The organism is Brevundimonas sp. (assembly GCF_027487935.1).
In the GTDB taxonomy this organism is placed as follows: Bacteria; Pseudomonadota; Alphaproteobacteria; order Caulobacterales; family Caulobacteraceae; genus Brevundimonas.
Map to the genome: position 1 here is coordinate 127,759 of NZ_JAIYCP010000010.1, position 18,718 is coordinate 146,476.

Consider the following 18,718-nt stretch of genomic DNA (forward strand, 5'->3'; position numbering starts at 1 on the left):
GAGGGCGCCTGTTAGACGCGCCCGGTCGATCAGGCCAGCGCCTTCAGCCGCTCCACCAGATCGGTCTTCTCCCAGCTGAACCCGCCGTCGGCATCCGGCGCGCGGCCGAAATGGCCATAGGCGGCGGTGCGGGCATAGATGGGTTTGTTGAGGCCGAGGTGTTCGCGGATGGCGCGCGGCGTGGCCCCGCCGATCAGGCCGAGGATGTTGGCCTCCAGCACCGCCTCGGTGATGGCGCCCTTGCCGGTGCCGTGCAGGTCGACGTGGATCGACTGGGGCTTGGCCACGCCGATGGCGTAGGAAATCTGGATGGTGCAGCGGTCGGCCAGGCCGGCGGCGACGATGTTCTTGGCCAGGTAGCGGCAGGCATAGGCGGCCGAGCGGTCGACCTTGGTCGGGTCCTTGCCCGAGAAGGCGCCGCCGCCGTGCGGGGCCGCGCCGCCGTAGGTGTCGACGATGATCTTGCGGCCGGTCAGGCCGGAGTCACCGTCCGGTCCGCCGATCTCGAAGATGCCGGTCGGATTGATGTGCCAGACGGTGGTGTCGTCGGTGAAGCCCGCGGGCAGGACGTCGAGAATGTGCGGTTTGACGATCGCTGCGACCTCGGCCTGGGTCAGGCCCGGGGCGTGCTGGGTGGACAGGACGATCGAGGTGGCGCGCACCGGCACACCGTCCTCATACTGGATGGTGACCTGCGACTTGGCGTCGGGTTCCAGCCGCGTCTCGCCGCCGTGGCGGACCTCGGCCAGGCGCTTCAGGATGTTGTGGCTGTACTGGAGGGTCGCCGGCATGAGCTCGGGCGTCTCGTTCGAGGCATAGCCGAACATGATGCCCTGGTCGCCCGCGCCCTCGTCCTTGTTGCCGGCGGCGTCGACGCCGACCGCGATGTCGGCCGACTGGCCGTGCAGGCGGTTGATGAATTCGAAGGTCTCCCAGTGAAAGCCGGTCTGCGCATAACCGATGTCGCGCACGGCGGCGCGCACCGCGGCCTCGATCTCGGCCTCCACGCCGGCGGCCCACTGCCCGTCCGTGTCCATGATTCCCTGACCCCGGATCTCCCCCGCCAGCACGACCAGATTGGTCGTCGTCAGCGTCTCGCAGGCGACGCGGGCATAGGGGTCCTTGGACAGGAACAGGTCCACGACGGTGTCCGAGATGCGGTCCGCGACCTTGTCAGGATGGCCCTCGGAGACGCTTTCCGAGGTGAAGAGGAAGGACGAACGGGACAAGACGGAACTCCGGCGCGGCGGGACGGCCGCAAGACATATAAAGATATGTTTATATGTTCAAGACGGTCTCTGCGTTCCAGCCGACATGCGGAAGGGCGACCGCCGGGCGGTGCCGGCCCGGGCCGCCCGGGGCCGCTTCTGTCGGGTTATCGCGGATGCAGGCAGACCGCCGTTACCGCGACCCATATGCCGGACTGCAGCGACGCCGGAGCGCCCCGGTTGCCGTCTACTGGATCAGGCGCGAACCGCCACGACTTGCCCCACCGGCATTCGGACCGACGCCGCCGGGCACCGGCACGTCGGAGTCTCCGTAGTTGGCGTTGATGAAGACGTCCGGCGAACCCTTGAGCATCAGGCTGGCTGCGACGATCACGGTCCAGGCGCTCTGGCGGGCGACGTCGGCATTGCCCGCGATCTCCAGAATCGCGTTCGGTACATAGATCGCACCCTCGAGTCGTTCGACCCGCGAGCTGTTAATCGAGATGAGGTCGTCATGTTCGGGCAAGGCAGCGATGACAATGCCCGCAAAGGGCCCGGTCCTGCGACCGGTCAGGTTGATCCGGGCGTTTCCCCTGAAATTGATCTGCCCATCCTCGCCGATCAACAGGACGACATCCTCGCCTCTGAGGGTGGCGGTTCCGCCGACGTTCAGCGCGCCGTCCGTGAACCAGTGCTCGCCCGGCTCCAGCGTGTAATCGTCCTTGCCGGTGATGCTGATGGCACAGTGCAGGCCGGGCCTGATCCGTTTGTTGACGCGGTCAACATTGGCGGTGCTGCATTTACCGTCCGGGTCATCGAGGGGAAGTTTGGCAAAGGGGTCCTCGATGCGCGCCGCGCCGGTTCCGGCCTTGGGAACGATGGCTCCACTCGCACTCCCGACGGCCTGGATCGCCTCGCCGATCATCTGGCTGCGGTCCTTGACCGTAATCGTGTGGTTCGAATGGACCAGACATTGGGGGGCCTCAATCCGGGACTGTGTGGCCAGCTCCAGCAGGCGGTCGCCCGCCGTGGCGATATTCAGCACACACAGGGGGACCAGTCCGACGGAGGTGGCGGTCGCATCGCCCACGAAATCCCAGCCGCCCGGCGGCAGCATATTGGCGAAAAACGACGGCCGGTTGGCCCGGAGCAGGACCCGGATTCCGCGCTGTGCGCCCCGCTCCACGACTTCATAGGTTCCGACCACCGTCGGGGCATCGGGCCATTGGCTGAGTTCTGCGGCCACGAAGGAGGCAGCGCGCTCGCGGGCCGCAGCACCATCGGTGGCCAGGGCCAGGGCCGGGGCAGCGGCCAGGGCTGCCGCGTCGGCGACAGCCTGCAGGCGGGTCTGGGCCGAGGTCACGGCCATAAGATCGACCGCGCCGACGCTGAGCATGGCGACCGCCGGAACGATCAGGGCGAATTTCAGGGCTATGGACCCCCGGGTCTCGCGCAGAAGCCGATGCAGCAGCCCCCCGGCCAGACTCGCCAGGCGGAAGATCACGCGGCGTGATCCCGCCGCCCGGACGCCGCCCGACGGACCAGCCGCTCGGCCCCCGAGGCGCGCAGCACATAGCGGATCTGATAGCTCAGCAGACGCCAGTTCAGCGGCTTGGTCACAAAGGCTGTCGCCCCGAGCCGGAAGGCGCGGTCGATCGCCTCGACGTCCTCACGGCCGGTCTGGACGATCACGGGCAGGTCCTTTGTCGCAGCATCGGCCCGCAGCCGGGCCAGAACGGAAAACCCGTCCATCACCGGCATCTCCAGATCCAGCAGGACCAGATCATGGTTGCCGGCGGCGAGGATGTTCAGGGCTTCAAGTCCATCGGCGGCCACATCGATGGAGGTCGTCGGTGTCTCAAGATTGACCTGGGCGAACTCGCGAAGGATCGGATCGTCGTCGACGAACAGAATTCGCGTCGGTTCATCGAGAACATAAAAGAAGCCGGTCATCGAGAAACCTTCTCGGTATCCTGATTTTCAGACGGCGACCGAAAATGCGAACCAGCGCCTTAAGGGAGAAGTCATCAGTATATGTCAGAACTGAAATTGGTATTAATACAGGGCCGGGACGCTGGTTTTTTCACTGTTCAGGAACACCGGGTCGATACGCCGGAAACTGGTCGTCCTCGTCCTGACATCTCTGGTGTCGGCCGGGCTGGTGACGGCCGGGCTGTCCAGCTGGACCGATGCGCGCCGCCAGGCCGGCGTCGAGACCGACCGGCTGACCCAGACGGCCCGGGTGATCGGCTCGATGGCCGCGCCTTCGGTTGCCGCCAGGGACGCCTCCGGTGCCTTTCTGGCCGTGCGATCGATCGGCCAGATGCCCGATATCGTCTATGCCCGCATCCAGACCGCGGACGGACATCTCCTGGCCGAAACCGGGGGTGGTGTTCGCCTCAACTCTGACGCCGACCTTCAGCAGACCGACAGTCTGTCACTGTGGTCGGCGCTCAGGACCGGCACCATCCAGATCCGGACCCCCATCCTCAGTGAGGGCGTCCGGGCGGGCGAGATCACCCTGCTCAGCAAGGTGTCCGGGCTGCGGCCACGCATCCTGTCAGCGGTCCTGATCAGCCTTGCGGGTGTCGGCGTGGCGCTGCTGGCCGGGCTGCTGGTCGCCATGCAGATGGCCCGACGGATCAGTGATCCGATCATCCGTCTCGCTACGTTCATCAACGGCGTCCGGCAGTCCCAGGACTATTCCGGGACGGCCGACATCCGGGCCGAAGGGGAGCTGCGGGACCTGGTCAGCGGCTTCAACGACATGCTCGACGGCATTCGGGTGCGCGATGAGAAGATCGCCGCCCAGGTGGCCGGACTGGAGGGGCAGGTCGCCTCGCGGACGGCGGAACTCGCCGTCGCCAAGGAGGCCGCCGAGAGCGCAAACGCCGCCAAGTCCGACTTTCTGGCCGTGATGAGCCACGAGATCCGCACGCCGATGAACGGGATCCTCGCCCTCAGCGAGATGCTGTCGCGGTCCGATCTTCCGGCCCGCCAGAAGCGCTATGCCGACGTCATCGCCAAATCGGGCCAGTCGCTGCTCAGCATCATCAATGACATTCTCGATTTCTCGAAGGTCGAGGCGGGCAAGCTCGAGATGGAGGCCGTCCCGGTTGACCTGACCGAGGTCGCCGAGGACGTCGCCAGCCTGTTCATGGAACGCGCGGTCAGCAAGGGGCTGGACCTGGCGGTGTTTGTGGATCCGCGCACACCGGTCGTCGTCGGCGATCCCGTTCGCCTGCGCCAGGTGCTGGGGAACCTCGCCAACAATGCCATCAAATTCACCGAGACCGGTGGTGTGCTGATTACGGTCGAACCGGTTGCCGAGGCGCCGGGTCACATGCGGTTCGCCATCGTCGACACCGGTCCGGGCATCCCCGCCGATCGCCTTCCTCGTCTGTTCGAAGCCTTTACCCAGGCCGACCAGAGCACCACGCGCAAATACGGCGGGACGGGGCTGGGCCTGACCATCTGTGATCGTCTGGTGCGCGCCATGGGCGGTGAGTGGGCGCTCGAGAGCGTTCTCGGCCAGGGTTCGACCTTCGCCTTCCAAGTTCCCCTCGTCGCGGCGGAGGACGCCCTGCCCGAGGTGCCCGATTTCGATGCCTGGCCGGTACATGTCGCCCAGACCGGCGGCCAGACCGCGACAGCCCTTGACCGTTATCTGAAGGCCTGGGGTGTGATGGCGACCGGTGATCCGGTGCCGATGGGCAGCTCGATCCAGCTGGATCCGCAGCCCGACGCGGGAACGGGCGGACTCTCGCTCATGATCTGCACCACGGAGGATGAGGCTGCAGCCTTCTCCGAGCGCGGCGTCTGCGCCATGGTCAAACCCCTGCGCCGTCATGATCTGCTCCAGGTCCTGCAGCAGATGCACGCCGGCAAGCGTCCGTCGCTCGACCGGCTGACGTCCCAGTCCGCAAGCCACCAGACGTTTCCGGGCACCCGCGTCCTGGTCGTCGATGACTCGGAGGTCAATCGGGAAGTGGCCGGTGCTGCGCTCGCGCGTTTCGGCGTGGATGTCTCCCTCGCCGAGGACGGGCTGCAGGCGATGTCGGCGCTCAGGGAGGCGGAATACGATCTCGTTCTCATGGACGGATCCATGCCGAACCTGGACGGGTTCGAAGCCACCCGCCGCATTCGCGCCGAGGAAGCCGATACCGGTCGTGCCCGGACGCCCATCGTGGCCCTGACCGCCCACGTCGTCGGCTCCGCTGCCGAGGCCTGGCGGATCGCCGGCATGGATGATGTGATCCACAAACCCTTCACCCTCGATGACCTGGCCCGGATACTCGGGCGCTTCTGTAACGATCTTGCCCGGGACGCAGGCGTCGCGCCGGAAGACGGGGCAGGCCTGCAGGCCGCCGCCCCTGATACCTCCCATCTTCTGGACCCCGCCATTCGCATGGACCTGGCGGCGATGGCGGCCAATGGGCGGCCGGACTTCGTCGAGAAGGTCGAGGGCCTGTATGCGGTCAATGCCCCGCTGAAGGTCGCCGACATGCGCGAAGCCCTGAAGGCCGGTGATCTGGATGCCCTGGCCCGGGCCGCCCATGCGCTGAAATCCATGAGCCTGAGCCTTGGGGCTTCGATGGTCAGCGCCGCCGCCTCGGAGATCGAGCAGGGGGCCCGCAACGGCGATGCCTCAACCGTCGATCCTGACGCCGTCGCCGCCCTGATCAACAGCACCCTCGCGGCCATGGGACGTAGCCCCGACCCGGCCCCGACTCCGGAGCCGGAGCAAACCCCGGGCACCGACTGGGCCGCGCGGGTGCGGCAGGCCATGGCGGCCGGACATATCCGACTGGAATACCAGATGATGACCGACCGGTCCGGAGAGTTCTCCGACAAGGTCGAGGCGCTCGTCCGCTGGACCGATCCGGTCCTCGGCAACCTGTCCCCGGCCGACTTCATTCCCGATCTGGAAAAGAGCGAGGCGATCGTCGAGCTGACGGATTTCGTCCTCGGCACCGCCATGCGTGAACTGGCGGCGCGAACCGATCTTCGCGTCTCGGTGAACGCCTGTCCCCGCGACTTTCAGGATCCCGGCTTTGCCGTCCGCGTCGCAGCGATTGCCAAGCGCGAGAATTTCCCCGTGAAGCGGCTCGAGATCGAGGTCATCGAAACGGCGATCCTGAACATCGAACCGGCGCGCAATACCATCCAGATGCTGTCGGCCCTCGGTATCGGCATCGCCCTCGATGATTTCGGCTCCGGCTACACAAGTCTGCATGCGCTGCGGGAGCTGAAATTCAGCACGCTCAAGATCGACAGCAGTTTTGTCGAACGCTGCTGTGCCGATACCGCCTCGGCGGCCATCCTTCACGCCGTCATCGGCATCGGCCGGGCCATGGGCATGAAGGTCGTCTGCGAAGGCGTGGAGACTGAAGACCAGGCGGTCTTCCTCAGGACTGCCGGGGTCCATTATCTGCAGGGGCATCTCTATCATCGCGCCTGCCCCGTCACCGACCTTCCTGCAGCAAGGGCAAGGGCTGCCTGATCGTTAAGCATCCATCTTCACGGAACAGTGTAATTTCCGGGGCATGATGGATCAGGAGATAAAAATGGCCATCATCGTAATCGTCGACGACGATCCGACCATAAGGCTGATCGCTTCTGAAATGCTTCGGCATGAAGACTATGCGGTTGTGCAGGCGTCGGATGGTGATGAAGCCCTGGAGGTGGTGTCCATACTGCCGGTCGATCTTGTCGTCCTGGACATGCTCATGCCCAACAGGGACGGGCTGGAAACGATCACCCAGCTGAAAGCCGCCCATCCCGAGGTCCGCATTCTGGCCATATCGTCCGGTGGCCAGATGGGCAGTGGCCTGCTGCTGCGGACGGCTCTCGCTTTCGGGGCCGACGAAGCCCTGCCCAAGCCCCTGCATGCCGACACCTTTACCCAGGCCGTCGCCCGGATCCTGGCCGGTTCCGTGCCGAAAGCGCCCGCACAGATGATCGGGCTGCAGGCCGTCTAGCCGCCCGGAAAGAGCGGCCACAGGGAGCTGCCCGGGTGGCCCGAACACCGGATCCGCTTGTTTGCCCGAGGTGCAACAGCAACCCTGTCGGAGCCGGCGCCGGTCATTCAATCGATCGACGCAGGTCTTCCATAGGTTGCTGAGAAACCTGGATGCTTCCGGCCCGGGGTCGGTCCAGATCGAGGACCATCACATGCGCCAGGGTAAGCAGCACCAGTAGCAGCGCCGTCTGTGGCAGATGCTGCTTGAGACTGTTGCCGAGCACGGTCCCGAGCATCGCCATCGACAGAATGGCATAGACCAGCAGCAGCCCCTGCACCAAGGCGGGGATGTGAGCCGCGCGCGCGGCGGTGCGGGCAGAGGCCAGGTCAATGCTCTCGTTCAGGGAGTCCATGACGCCGCGCGTCAGGAGCGGCGGACTGTCACTGCGCAAGGCGACGCCTGTGGCTGCCCACAGCTGCTGCTGCAGGACCACGGCACCGACCTCGGGCGGACTCTCGGCCGTGCTGTTGGACCAGGCCAGGCGAGCATCGACATAGCGGCGCAACAGACCACTCATCACGGCTCTGTCCGGCTCATCCAGAAGCTGGACGCGCAGCCAGGTCGTGCCGAGGGCGTTGGCCTCCTGGATCACCAGCTGGCGGCGGGTCTCGTAGCGATCCATGGCCATCGAAAAGGAGAAGCCCAGCAGAAGCGCCAGAAGGCCCAGAACCGCGGACAGCAGATGCGCGCCGCCGGACGACGGCTCGATCCCGGCGCCGGCCCTTCGTTGAAGCCGGATCTGCCCCGCATAGCCCAGGGCGACGGCGACGGTCAGTGCGGACAGCAACAGCAGCCCGATTACCCAAAGGGGGGTCATAACCAGCCAGGACATCGCCGCTCCTTGCCGCTCCCGTCACTCGTCTGCGTTTCCCGGACAGGCCGGGGCCGACCGGCGCTCGGGGGCGCTGACAACCAAACCATTGCACGGGCCGAAACCGGGGCCCGGCCCCATACCTATTGCCAAGCGCCCGGGCTGAACAGCGCCGTCAGCGCCCCGGAGCCGGTGAAAACAGAACGGCCCGGTCCCGGGGCGCTGCGGCCGGGCCGGGTGGTCAGGCGGCCGATGGGCAGGCAGACGAGCGCTAACGGATTGCGGCGGCTCCCCGACCCGCGGACAGGGCCTGCACCTCGGCCAGCGATGTCATCGCGTTGTCGCCCGCTGTGGTCATGGCCAGGGCCCCGTGGGCTGCGCCATAGTCTACACCGACCTGGGGACCGAGACCCTGCAGGAAGGCAAAGGCCAGACCGGAGACGAAGCCGTCGCCGCCGCCGACCCGGTCCAGGACGGCGATCTCGCGCACCGGTGCCGCATGGCGCTTTCCATCTGCCCAAAGCACCGCGCCCCAGCGGTTGACCGAGGCCGAGACCGGATCGCGCAGGGTGGCGGCGAAGACCCGGACGTTGGGCAGGTCTGCGGACGCGCGGGCGACGAGGGCGTCGAACGGCGCGGCATCGGTCGGGTCCTTGCGGGCGGCATGGCCGCCGATGCCGAGGCAGGATTCAAAGGCGTATTCGTCGCCGACCAGCACATCGACCAGCCCGGCGATCTCGCGGTTGACCCGCCGGGCGGCGTCCGGATCGGGATGGCTGGACCAGAGGCTGGCGCGGTAGTTGAGGTCATAGCTGACCACCACGCCGTGCCGTTTCGCGGCGCGTATTGCGGCCAGGGTGGTCGCGGCGGTGCTCTCGGACAGGGCCGCAAAAATGCCGCCGGTGTGCAGCCAGCGCACGCCCTCTCCGCCGAACAGGGCATCCCAGTCGACCTCATCGGGCCGCATCTGGGAGGCGGCGGAGTTCGCCCGGTCCGAGGCCCCCAGCGCGCCGCGCACGCCGAAGCCGCGCTCGGTGAAATTCAGCCCCATCCGGGTGTTGCGGCCGACGCCGTCGGCCTCGCGCCACAGGATGTGGGCGGTATCCACGCCGCCCTGCAGGATCAAATCCTCGGCCAGGGCCCCCATCTCGTTGCGCGGCAGGGCCGTGACGACCGAGGTCCGCATCCCGAAGGTTTTGCGCAGGCCACGGGCGACATTGTATTCGCCGCCGCCCTCCCAGACCTGGAAGCTGCGGGCTGTGCGGATCCGGCCCTCACCCGGGTCGAGGCGCAACATGACCTCGCCCAGGGCGACACAGTCCCAGCGGCAGTCTTCGGCCGGACGAACGGCCAGCAGGTCTGTCATTTCATCAGCGAGGGCAGCCACAGCGAAAGTGCCGGGACGAAGGTGACCAGCATCAGGACGGCGAGGCAAGAGAGCCAGAACGGCCAGATGGTTTTCAGCGCGCGCGTCATCGGGATTCCGGCGATGGCGCTGCCGACAAACAGGACCGATCCGACCGGCGGGGTAATCAGGCCGATGCCGCAGTTGAGCAGCAGGATGACGCCGAACTGGACGGGATCCACGTCGAAGGCCTTGGCCACCGGCAGGAAGATCGGCGTGCAGATGATGATCAGCGGCGCCATGTCCATGAAGGTGCCGAGGATCAGGAGAATCACATTGATCAGCAGCAGGATCAGGATCGGGTTGTCGGTCAGGGTCTGCAGCAGGTCGACCATCAGGGTCGGCACCTGCATATAGGCCATCAGCCAGCCGAAGGCGCCGGCGCAGCCGATGATGAACAGGACCATGCCGGAGGTCCGGGCGGCCCCGAGACAGGCGGCCTTGAAGGCCGACCAGGTCATGTGGCGGTAGACCAGGCCGGTGACCACGGTGGCATAGACCACGGCGATCGAAGCGCTCTCCACGGCGGTAAAGACGCCCATCCGGATGCCGGTGAAGATGATGCCGACCAGCAGCAGGCCGGGGATGGCGGCGACCAGTCGGACGGCGATGGTGCGGAAGCCGGGGAAGGCCTCGGCCGCATAGCCGCGCTTGCGGGCCACGACATAGGCGGTGACCATCAGGGTCGCGGCCAGCAGCAGGGCCGGGATGATGCCGGCGGCGAACAGGTCGGAGATGGAGACCCCGCCTCCGGCCGCAGCCGAATACAGGATCATATTGTGCGAAGGGGGCACCAGCAGGGCCACCAGGGCCGCCGAGATGGTGACGTTGACGGCATAGTCGGCGTCATAGCCGCGCTTCTGCATCTGCGGGATCATGGTCCCGCCGACGGCCGAGACGTCAGCGATGGCGCTGCCCGAGACGCCGCCGAACAGGGTCGAGCCCACGACGGTAACCTGGCCCAGGCCACCGCGGACGTGGCCGACCATGGAGGAGGCGAGGGCGATCATGCGATCGGACAGGCCGCCCTTCATCATCAGTTCCCCGGTGAAGATGAACAGGGGAATGGCCAGCAGGGCCACCGAGGTGATGTCAGACCCCATCTGCTGGAACACCACGATCGGCGGCAGGGCCAGATAGAGGACCGTCGCCAGGGTGGCGGCCAGAAGCGAAAAGGCGACGGGGACGCCGATGGCCAGAAGCACAAACAGCAGGCCGAAGAGGATGATGTATTCCATGCTCAGTCCTCAGCCTGGGCGTCGGTCCCGGGAGCGGGATAGTCGCCGGTCAGCAGGCGTTCGATCGCGAACAGCAGGATCAGCGCCCCGCCGAAACACAGGCCGGCGAATTTGAGGCCCGCCGGGAGCGGCGCGCCGGCCATGACAACGGACCAGTCATCGACCATCAGGGTTCCGCCGAGGACCATCAATCCGGCCCCGCCGGCGGCGGCGATCAGGCGGGAGATCGACTTCATCACCCATTGCCGGGGCCCCGGCATCGCGTCCCGCAAGGTCTGGAAGGCGAAATGGGTCTCGCGCCGGACGGCGACGGCGGCCCCGAACATGACGGCGAAACTCATCAGCAGCAGGGCGAGCGGTTCGGTCCAGCCGGGGCTGTCGTTCAGCACATAACGGGCAAAGACCTGCCATGCCTGAATCAGGGCCATGGCGACGAGGGCAAGGCCTGCCAGCGCCATGACCAGGCTGTCCAGGCCGTCGAGCGCGCGTACGCTTCCGCGTCGTGGTTCAGACATTCAACGCCCTCCCTGAGCGCCGTGAAAATGCGCGGCCGTTCAGGCGACCGCTGCGATCCGTTCGTGGAGCGCGCGCAGGCGCGGCTCGGCAAGATATCTGTCCAGCACCGGCCGGACAGTGGCGGCGAAGGCTTCCTTGTCGACCTCGGCGACCTGCGTTCCGGCGGCGATGACCGTGGCGCGGGCGGTGGCCTCGCGCTCGTCCCACAGGGCGCGCATGATCGGTACGGAGCGGCGGGCAACGTCGCGGACCAGATCCTGATCGGCGGCGCTGAGGCGCTCGAGGCTGGCTTTCGACATCAGCAGGGCGTCCGGCGAGAAGGAGTGCTCGGTCTGGCTCCAGTAGCGGGCCACCTCGAACTGGCGGCTGGACTGATAGCTGGGCCAGTTGTTCTCGGCCCCGTCGATCAGATGGGTCTGCAGCGAGGAGAAGACGGCCCCGAAGGTCAGGGGCGTGGGATTGGCCCCCATGGCGCGGATGGAGTCGAGGAAGATGTCCGACTGGGGCGCGCGCATCTTCAGCCCGCGCATCTGCCCCGGCTCGGTGACCGGGTGGCGGACATTGTAGAAGGAGCGCGGGGCGGCGTCATAATAGGCCAGACCCACCAGTCCCCGGCCTTCGAAGACATTGAGCAGTTCGGTGCCGATGGCGCCGTCGACCACGGCCCGCACATGGCCGACCGAGCGGTAGACATAGGGCAGGGCCAGCAGACGGGTCTCGGGGAAGGCATTGTTCAGGGCGGCGACCGCGACGCGGCAGATATCGACCGCCTGGAAGCGCGTCAGGCCGATGGAATCGTCCTCATTGCCCAGCTGCCCGGCCGGAAACTGGCGTATGCCGAGGCGGCCGTCGGTGAGGCGGCCCAGCTCCTCACCCATCCATTTGACCGCGGTGACGGTCGGATAGTCGGCGGGGTGGACGTCGACGGCATTGAAGATCGTCTGGCCGCCGGCGACCGGGCGCGGGGCACAGGATGCCAGGCCAAGGCCGGAAAGGCCTGCAAGGCCGAGCGTGCGACGGGTCAGGCTCATGCGATGGCTCCTGTCGCCGGGACCGCGAGGCAGTCGATGTGGCCGTCGGGTCCGAAATCGGCGATGGCGGCCTGTCCAGCGAGGATGTCGTGGACCCCGGTCGCTGCCCCCGTCGAGACCAGCTGGCCCGCCTCGAGACGCCGCCCGCGCCGGTGCAGCAGATTCAGCAGGAAGGCCAGGGAATCGAGCGGCCCGCCCGGAATCGCCGCCGCGCCGCCGCGCCCGATGACGATGTCATTGATGGACATGGTGCAGGACAGACCGGACAGACGCTCGCGCCAGTTCGCGACCTCGCCGCCGAGGATCAGGCCCGCATTGTTGCCGAAGTCCGAGGCCGTGACGGCCGGACCATGCTCATTGATGCCCGCGAAGGGGCTGCCGGCGATCTCCACGCCGATGAAAACCCGGGACACGAGCGGCGCGACCGTATCGACGGTCCAGTCGTCGCGGTCCGGCGCGTTCTCGCCGATCTCCAGCACATATTCCGCCTCGACTGCCGCGAAGCCGTCCTCGATGACGCCGAAGCGGGTCGGGGTGTGGCCGGCCGTCCAGACACTGCGCGAGAAAATCGGTCCTGCCAGCCGCCCGGCGCCGAAGCGCACGTCATGCGGGGCGTTGATGCGGCCCAGTTTCCAGCCCGCGATCCGGTCCGGCCAGGCGGCGATGGCCTCGTCCTGGATGGCATAGGCCGCCTCGAGCGATGCGGGCAGGACGCCGGGGTAATCACCGAGCGCCCGGCCGCCGCGACGCGCGCCGACAAAGGCGCGCGCGATCGGTGAAGTCGCTGAATTGTCGTATGCGTGGCTCACGCAGCCTCCCTGTTGCGGCAGACATTGCGCAGGAAGGAAACCGGTGTCAATTTGAATCCGGCAGGGCCCTGTTCGAGGGTCCCGGGAAGGTCGCGGATCACAGCGACGACGGATAGGATGGAACGCATGACCCTGAACCGCTTCATCGTCGGCCTGGCAGCCCTTGTCATGGCGGTTGCCATGCCGCTCGTGGCGAATGCCCAGATCCTCAGCTTTTTGCGCGGCGATCCCGCGCCGGAACAACCTGCCGCCGAGGCCCCGCTGACCGCCTTTCCGGGAGCCCTTGGCTGGGCCGCCCAGACACCGGGCGGGCGTGGTGGTCGCATCATCCGCGTCACCAATCTGGACTCCGCCGGTCCCGGTTCACTGCGTGAAGCCATCGAGGCCGAGGGGCCGCGGATCGTCGTGTTCGAGGTCGGCGGGGTCATCGACCTCGGTCGCCAGACCCTGCGTCTGCGCAACCCCTTCATCACCATTGCCGGCCAGACCGCGCCCTCGCCGGGCATCACCCTCATCCGTGGCGGCATGGACATCAGCGCCCATGACGTCGTGGTCCAGCACATCCGCATCCGTCCGGGCTCGGCCGGTGGCGAATGGATGAGCGGCTGGGACGAGGACGGCATCTCCACCATCGGCGCGTACAACGTCATCATCGACCACTGCAGCCTGACCTGGGCGACCGACGAAAACCTGTCGGCCTCGGGCCCGCGCTTCACCGGCTCGACGCCGGAAGAATGGCGTCGCGGCACCAGCCACAACATCACCTTCTCGAACAATCTGAACGGCGAGAGTCTGGCCTATTCCACCCATTCCAAAGGCGAGCACTCAAAGGGGTCGCTGATCCACGACAATGTCACCGGCCTGCTGATCGTGGGCAATCTCTACGCCCACAACTATGAGCGCAGCCCCCTGTTCAAGGGCGGGGTGCACGGGGTCATCGTCAACAACCTGATCTACAATCCCGGCCCGCGCGCCATCCACTACAACCTCGCGCCGGAAGAGTGGGGAACCGTCCCGTTCGAGGTCGGCAAGATGACGGTGATCGGCAATGTTCTGCGGGCCGGGCCGTCGACGCCGGTCGATCGGCTGGCCTTCATGATGATCGGCGGGGCCGGCGATGTGGAATACTATGGCCGAGACAACATCGCCGTGGACCAGGTCGGCGAGCCGCTGCGCATGTTCGGCCGCTACACCACCACCAACGCCCGGATCATCCAGACACGCCGCCCGCCGGTCTGGTGGGAAGGCCTGACCCCGATGCCCGCGGTGGATGTCCAGCGCGCCGTGCTTTCGCAGGTCGGGGCCCGTCCCTGGGACCGCGACATGCGTGATGTGCTGCTGATTGCCGAGGTGGCCGAGGGCCGGGGCGAGATCATCGACCACGAGCGCGAGGTCGGCGGCTATCCGGCCGTGGTCCCGGCGACGCGCAAGCCGTTCAACCCCGATGACTGGGACCTGCGCTTCATGACGCCGCTGCGCGATGATGTCCTGGATCGTCCGGCGGTCCGGCGCGGGACGTAGGCGCTGACACGGCGGACGGCAGGGGTTAAGGACTGCCCTCGACCGGAGAGATGGCCTCAGTGAACGAACCCAGACGGACCGGTGGCAAGCCCGCCACCATAAACGACATCGCCCGGCTGGCCGAGGTGTCGAAGAAGACCGTCTCGCGGGTCATCAACAACTCGCCTTTCGTCAAGGCAGAGACGCGCAAACGGGTCGAGGCGGTCATCGCCGAACATGGCTACAGCCCCGATCCGCAGGCGCGGGGCCTGGCCTTCCGGCGGTCATTCCTGGTCGGGATGATCTATGACAATCCCAGCCCGAACTATGTCGTCAACATGCAGCAGGGCGTGCTGGACGCCGTGCGGGGTGCCGGGCTGGAGCTGGTCGTCCACCCCTGTAACCGGGGGACCGACGCCTTTCTGAACGACGTCCGGAACTTCATCGTCCGGCAGAAGCTGTTCGGTGTGATCATGCCGCCCTCGGTGTCCGAGGACGACCGGGTGATCGCGATCCTGAAGGAGGCGGACTGCCCCTATGTGCGGATCGCCTCGGTGTCCCTGGACGAGCCCGCCCGCATGGTGGTGACGAACGACAGCCGCGGCGCGGCCGAGGCGGCGCGGCATCTGGCCGGGCTGGGCCATACGCGGATCGCCTTCATCTCGGGGCCGGATACGTTCCGCTCATCGCACGAACGGGGGCGGGGATTCGCCGAGGGTCTGGCGGAGCATGGGCTGACGCTGGATCCGGCCTATGTCCGGCGGGCGGCCTATACGTTCGAGTCCGGCGTTGAAGCCGCAGCGGAGCTGCTGGCCCTGCCGCAGCGTCCGACCGCCATCTTCGCCGGCAATGACGAGATGGCCATCGGGGTGATGAAGGCGGCGCGTGACGCCGGTCTGGATGTGCCGGGCGACCTGTCGATCGTCGGGTTCGATGACCTGCCCATGGCCTCGCGCGTCTGGCCTAATCTGACCACTGTCCGCCTGCCGATCCGCGACATGGGCCGGATGGCGGCCGAGAAACTGACCGCCGGACTCCGCGGTCTCGACCCGGCCACCCTGGTCCAGCCGGAAGTCGATCCGTCGCTGGTGGTGAGGGATTCGACCGCGGCTCCGGGAGACCGCAAGCCGCGCCGCTGACGCGGTCGCGCGTCAGCCGCCGACCACGCCCCGGATGTAGTCGCGGATGCCTTCGTCCGTGGCATTGGCGAAGAAATGTTCCTGGAAGCGTTCGCCGGCGACGGCGGCCTTCAGCAGGTCCTGGTCCACGGACTTCAGCACGGTCAGCATGTCGTGGCAGGTGGCGGCCTTGAGGTCCTTCAGGATGCCGCGGTTCTTGCGCATGATCTCGGCGCGTTCCCTGGGGTAGCCGAGGCCGCGCTCGCCCTCGAACAGCTTGCGATAGCAGTCCTGCAGGTTCAGCTCGGCGGCCCAGCCGAAGCCCTTGGCATAGGGCATGGAGATGGCATTGCCGTCGTTGATCTGGCCGAACAGGAAGGCGTCCGTGGGGTCGATGACCAGGCCGCAGAACACGCCCGGCATGGCATTGGCGGCCAGCATCGAGCCCATGCCGGTGCCGCAGCCGGTCACGACGAAGTCCGCCGCGCCCGAGTTCAACAGGATGCCGCTCAGCAGGCCGTTCATCACATAGGTCAGGGACGCCTTATCCTCGGGCGTATACATGCCGTAGTGGAAGACCTGATGGCCCTGGGGCTCGACGACGGCCGTCAGGGCCGTGTGGACGATCTCGCTCTTGGCGGCCTGGCTGTTCTCGATGATGAGGGCGATTTTCATGGATTTTTCTCGAGGCAGGGGGATGGGGCGGACCGCCGACCATCGTTTGCATAAGCTTATGACACCGGTTACCTATCGGCACAATCCGCCGCAAACGCGCGCGACAAGGGCAAGCTGAAAATGAGCGTCTCCTTCGACCTGACCGGGCGGGTGGCCATGGTGACCGGTGCCAATACCGGTCTGGGCCAAGCTATCGCCGTCGGACTGGCGCAGGCCGGGGCCGATATCGTCGCTGTGGGCCGTTCGGCACCGACCGAAACGGCGGCCATGATCGAAGCGGCCGGACGGGTTCTGCACGCCATCCCTGCCGACCTTTCGTCCATCGCGCCCGTTGCCGACGTCGTGGCGCAGGCTGTTGCGTCCGTCGGTGCGATCGACATCCTGGTCAACAACGCCGGCATCATCCGCCGCAACGACAGCCTCGACTTCACCGAGGAGGACTGGGATGCGGTCATCGACACCAATCTGAAGACCGCCTTCTTCCTCAGCCAGGCCGTGGCCCGGACCTGGGCGACGACGGGCCGGGGCGGCAAGATCATCAACATCTGTTCGATGCTGAGCTTCCAGGGCGGCATCCGGGTGCCGTCCTATACGGCGTCCAAGAGCGGCCTGGCCGGGCTGACGCGGCTGCTGGCCTGCGAATGGGCGTCGAAAGGCATCAACGTCAACGCCATCGCGCCGGGCTATTTCTCGACCAACAACACCGAGGCCCTGCGCGCCGACGAGACCCGCAGCCGCGACATCCTTGCGCGGATCCCGGCAGGCCGCTGGGGCGATCCGTCCGACATCAGCGGCGCGGCGGTGTTTCTGGCCTCGGATGCGGCGGCCTATGTCCACGGCACGGTGCTGGCGGTCGACGGCGGCTGGCTGGCGCGGTGATCAGAGGCTGTTCAGCCAGTCCTCGAGGTGGGTGAAGCCGTCGCCGTCACGGTCGGCGTTTCCGTCGGCCGGATGGGCCGGATCCAGTCCCTGCGCCCGCTCCCAGTCATCCGGCATGCCGTCACCGTCGCTGTCGACCCAGGGTGATCCCGCCTCCAGTGCCGGCCAGCCGCCGACCTGGGCCTGGCTGTCTATGATGTGGCCGGTGCGGTTGCGGACGCCCTCGATGATGCGGGCATCCACGGAGTCGCGGACCCGGCCCGCTCCGACATGAGCCAGCACCCGGACTTCAGCCTCGGCCGCCGTCTCGTCGGCCGGCTCCGCCCAGTCGGGCCTGGCCGGCAGGCGGTAGCCCGGCCGGTCTGAGTCCCTGACAAGACTCCAGGGGTCAGCCGGGACCGTGCCGTCCATCGCGTTGCCGTCAAACCAGGCGCAGGCCAGCGGGTTGGATTCCTCGAACGCCCATCGCCCCGTCGTGTCCGGCCCGGGGATGTAGGCATTGCCGATGAAGGCATAGGCCGACAGGCTTTCGGTGTCGGCATTGTAGCCCGCATGGCCACCGCTCCAGTCGTAGAAGACGTTCGACCGGAACTCGATCCGGGGGCCCTCGGGGTCGACGGACGGCGGATTGTAATTGCCGGGCCGGGGCATCCGCGCCCGGTGCGCGGCCCACAGGTTGTGGTGGAAGGTCATGCGGGCACCGTGCCCGCCGCGCACCAGCGAGCCATAGCCGTGCTCACCCTTGGCGTGGCCGGAGGCGTTGAGCGATTCCGCGATCAGGGACCACTGGACCGTCACATCGTAGATGCCCCGCTCCGGCGGGTCATAGCGGCTGCCGACCGACAGGGTTTCGTCGATCGACCAGGAGGCGGAGATGTGGTCGAGGATGATGCGCCGGCCACGGGTGATGGAGACGGCATCGGCCTCGACCCCGCTCTCGTCGCCGAGACGGGAGCGGATGTGCCGGATCACAACGTCGTCCGCGGCCACGATCAGCGGCTGGTCGCGCAGGGTGATGCCGCCGCCGGGTGCCGTCTGGCCGGCGATGGTGATGCGGCCGCGCCGGATGGTCAGGGGCGAGCTCAGACGGATCACGCCGCCGATATCGAAGACCACGGTACGGGGGCCGTCCGCCTCGACCGCCGCCCGCAGGCTGCCGGGCCCGGAATCGCCCAGATGGGTCACGCGCAGCACCGACCCGCCGCGCCCGCCGAGAGCGAACCGGCCCGCGCCCTCCGCGTCGGGAAAGGCGAGGGTGGGCTCAAGGCTCTGCGCGGCCGCCGGGTGTGTTCCGGACGACACGAAAATCGCAGTTACGGCCACGCCCCTGAGGATGCGACATCGAAGCGCGCTTGCGAGAACACGGAACATCAGGTTAGGTTCATCATTGCTACCGGTGTCACAAGCTCTTTCGCGCAGATATGACACCGGTGTCAAACGATTGGGCCAAGGGCGCCGGGTCGCAATAACACATAGACCGGGGCTACCTCGGCGTTCTGTATGCC

The 18,718-nt window shown here is 67.1% G+C and carries 16 protein-coding genes; 5 read left to right on the forward strand and 11 right to left on the reverse strand.

Features of this window, described 5'->3' with window-relative positions:
• Window positions 1-29: 29 nt before the first annotated feature.
• The 3 genes from metK to Q0053_RS04620 form a co-directional block, all read right to left on the reverse strand.
• The gene (gene metK / locus Q0053_RS04610; protein WP_298096666.1) at window positions 30-1,229 is read right to left on the reverse strand and encodes a methionine adenosyltransferase; all 1,200 of its coding nucleotides are present in this window, start codon (window positions 1,227-1,229) and stop codon (window positions 30-32) included.
• Between the two features lie 226 nt (window positions 1,230-1,455).
• On the reverse strand, window positions 1,456-2,712 hold the full coding sequence (locus Q0053_RS04615; RefSeq protein WP_298096669.1) for a pilus assembly protein TadG-related protein: 1,257 nt from the start codon (window positions 2,710-2,712) through the stop codon (window positions 1,456-1,458).
• Window positions 2,709-3,161 (reverse strand): response regulator, encoded by a 453-nt coding sequence (locus tag Q0053_RS04620; RefSeq protein WP_298096672.1) that lies wholly within the window; start codon window positions 3,159-3,161, stop codon window positions 2,709-2,711. Before Q0053_RS04620 ends, Q0053_RS04615 begins: the two co-directional genes overlap by 4 nt.
• 193 nt (window positions 3,162-3,354) lie before the next feature.
• Between Q0053_RS04620 and Q0053_RS04625 the strand changes: the two genes are divergently transcribed.
• Both Q0053_RS04625 and Q0053_RS04630 read left to right on the forward strand, forming a co-directional pair.
• Window positions 3,355-6,711 carry an EAL domain-containing protein gene (locus Q0053_RS04625; protein ID WP_298096675.1) on the forward strand — a complete coding sequence of 1,119 codons (3,357 nt, stop codon included), beginning with the start codon at window positions 3,355-3,357 and terminating at the stop codon, window positions 6,709-6,711.
• 64 nt (window positions 6,712-6,775) lie between these two features.
• Window positions 6,776-7,189 (forward strand): response regulator, encoded by a 414-nt coding sequence (locus Q0053_RS04630; RefSeq protein WP_298096678.1) that lies wholly within the window; start codon window positions 6,776-6,778, stop codon window positions 7,187-7,189.
• Between the two features lie 103 nt (window positions 7,190-7,292).
• On the opposite strand, the gene Q0053_RS04635 is transcribed toward Q0053_RS04630, so the two are convergent.
• The 6 genes from Q0053_RS04635 to Q0053_RS04660 all read right to left on the reverse strand — a co-directional run bounded on the left by Q0053_RS04635 (window position 7,293) and on the right by Q0053_RS04660 (window position 13,041).
• Window positions 7,293-8,063, reverse strand: a complete 771-nt coding sequence (locus Q0053_RS04635; protein ID WP_298096680.1) for a hypothetical protein — start codon at window positions 8,061-8,063, stop codon at window positions 7,293-7,295.
• A gap of 250 nt (window positions 8,064-8,313) precedes the next feature.
• A complete protein-coding gene (locus Q0053_RS04640; protein ID WP_298096683.1) occupies window positions 8,314-9,408 on the reverse strand; it encodes a sugar kinase in 1,095 nt (364 codons plus the stop codon).
• Window positions 9,405-10,685, reverse strand: coding sequence for a TRAP transporter large permease (locus tag Q0053_RS04645; RefSeq protein WP_298096686.1), 1,281 nt, complete (start codon window positions 10,683-10,685; stop codon window positions 9,405-9,407). The genes Q0053_RS04640 and Q0053_RS04645 overlap by 4 nt, the downstream gene beginning before the upstream one ends.
• Before the next feature lie 2 nt (window positions 10,686-10,687).
• A complete protein-coding gene (locus Q0053_RS04650; protein WP_298096689.1) occupies window positions 10,688-11,200 on the reverse strand; it encodes a TRAP transporter small permease in 513 nt (170 codons plus the stop codon).
• A gap of 39 nt (window positions 11,201-11,239) precedes the next feature.
• Entirely contained in the window at window positions 11,240-12,232 is a 993-nt protein-coding gene (locus tag Q0053_RS04655; RefSeq protein ID WP_298096692.1) for a TRAP transporter substrate-binding protein, read from the reverse strand.
• The gene (locus Q0053_RS04660; protein WP_298096694.1) at window positions 12,229-13,041 is read right to left on the reverse strand and encodes a 2-keto-4-pentenoate hydratase; all 813 of its coding nucleotides are present in this window, start codon (window positions 13,039-13,041) and stop codon (window positions 12,229-12,231) included. Before Q0053_RS04660 ends, Q0053_RS04655 begins: the two co-directional genes overlap by 4 nt.
• Window positions 13,042-13,167: 126 nt before the next feature.
• Here Q0053_RS04660 and Q0053_RS04665 point away from each other — a divergent pair, with 126 nt between their 5' ends.
• Window positions 13,168-14,562 (forward strand): pectate lyase, encoded by a 1,395-nt coding sequence (locus tag Q0053_RS04665; protein WP_298096696.1) that lies wholly within the window; start codon window positions 13,168-13,170, stop codon window positions 14,560-14,562.
• A gap of 50 nt (window positions 14,563-14,612) precedes the next feature.
• Complete coding sequence (locus Q0053_RS04670; protein ID WP_298096698.1) at window positions 14,613-15,680, forward strand: LacI family DNA-binding transcriptional regulator; 1,068 nt, start codon at window positions 14,613-14,615, stop codon at window positions 15,678-15,680.
• A gap of 12 nt (window positions 15,681-15,692) precedes the next feature.
• Here the strand turns inward: Q0053_RS04670 and Q0053_RS04675 are convergent, their stop codons facing one another.
• Complete coding sequence (locus Q0053_RS04675) at window positions 15,693-16,334, reverse strand: RpiB/LacA/LacB family sugar-phosphate isomerase (protein WP_298096700.1); 642 nt, start codon at window positions 16,332-16,334, stop codon at window positions 15,693-15,695.
• Between the two features lie 120 nt (window positions 16,335-16,454).
• On the opposite strand from Q0053_RS04675, the gene kduD reads away from it, so the two are divergent.
• Window positions 16,455-17,213, forward strand: coding sequence for a 2-dehydro-3-deoxy-D-gluconate 5-dehydrogenase KduD (gene kduD, locus Q0053_RS04680; RefSeq protein ID WP_298096701.1), 759 nt, complete (start codon window positions 16,455-16,457; stop codon window positions 17,211-17,213).
• Here kduD and Q0053_RS04685 read toward each other — a convergent pair whose 3' ends face one another.
• Window positions 17,214-18,584, reverse strand: coding sequence for a pectate lyase (locus tag Q0053_RS04685; RefSeq protein ID WP_298096703.1), 1,371 nt, complete (start codon window positions 18,582-18,584; stop codon window positions 17,214-17,216).
• Window positions 18,585-18,718 lie beyond the last annotated feature (134 nt).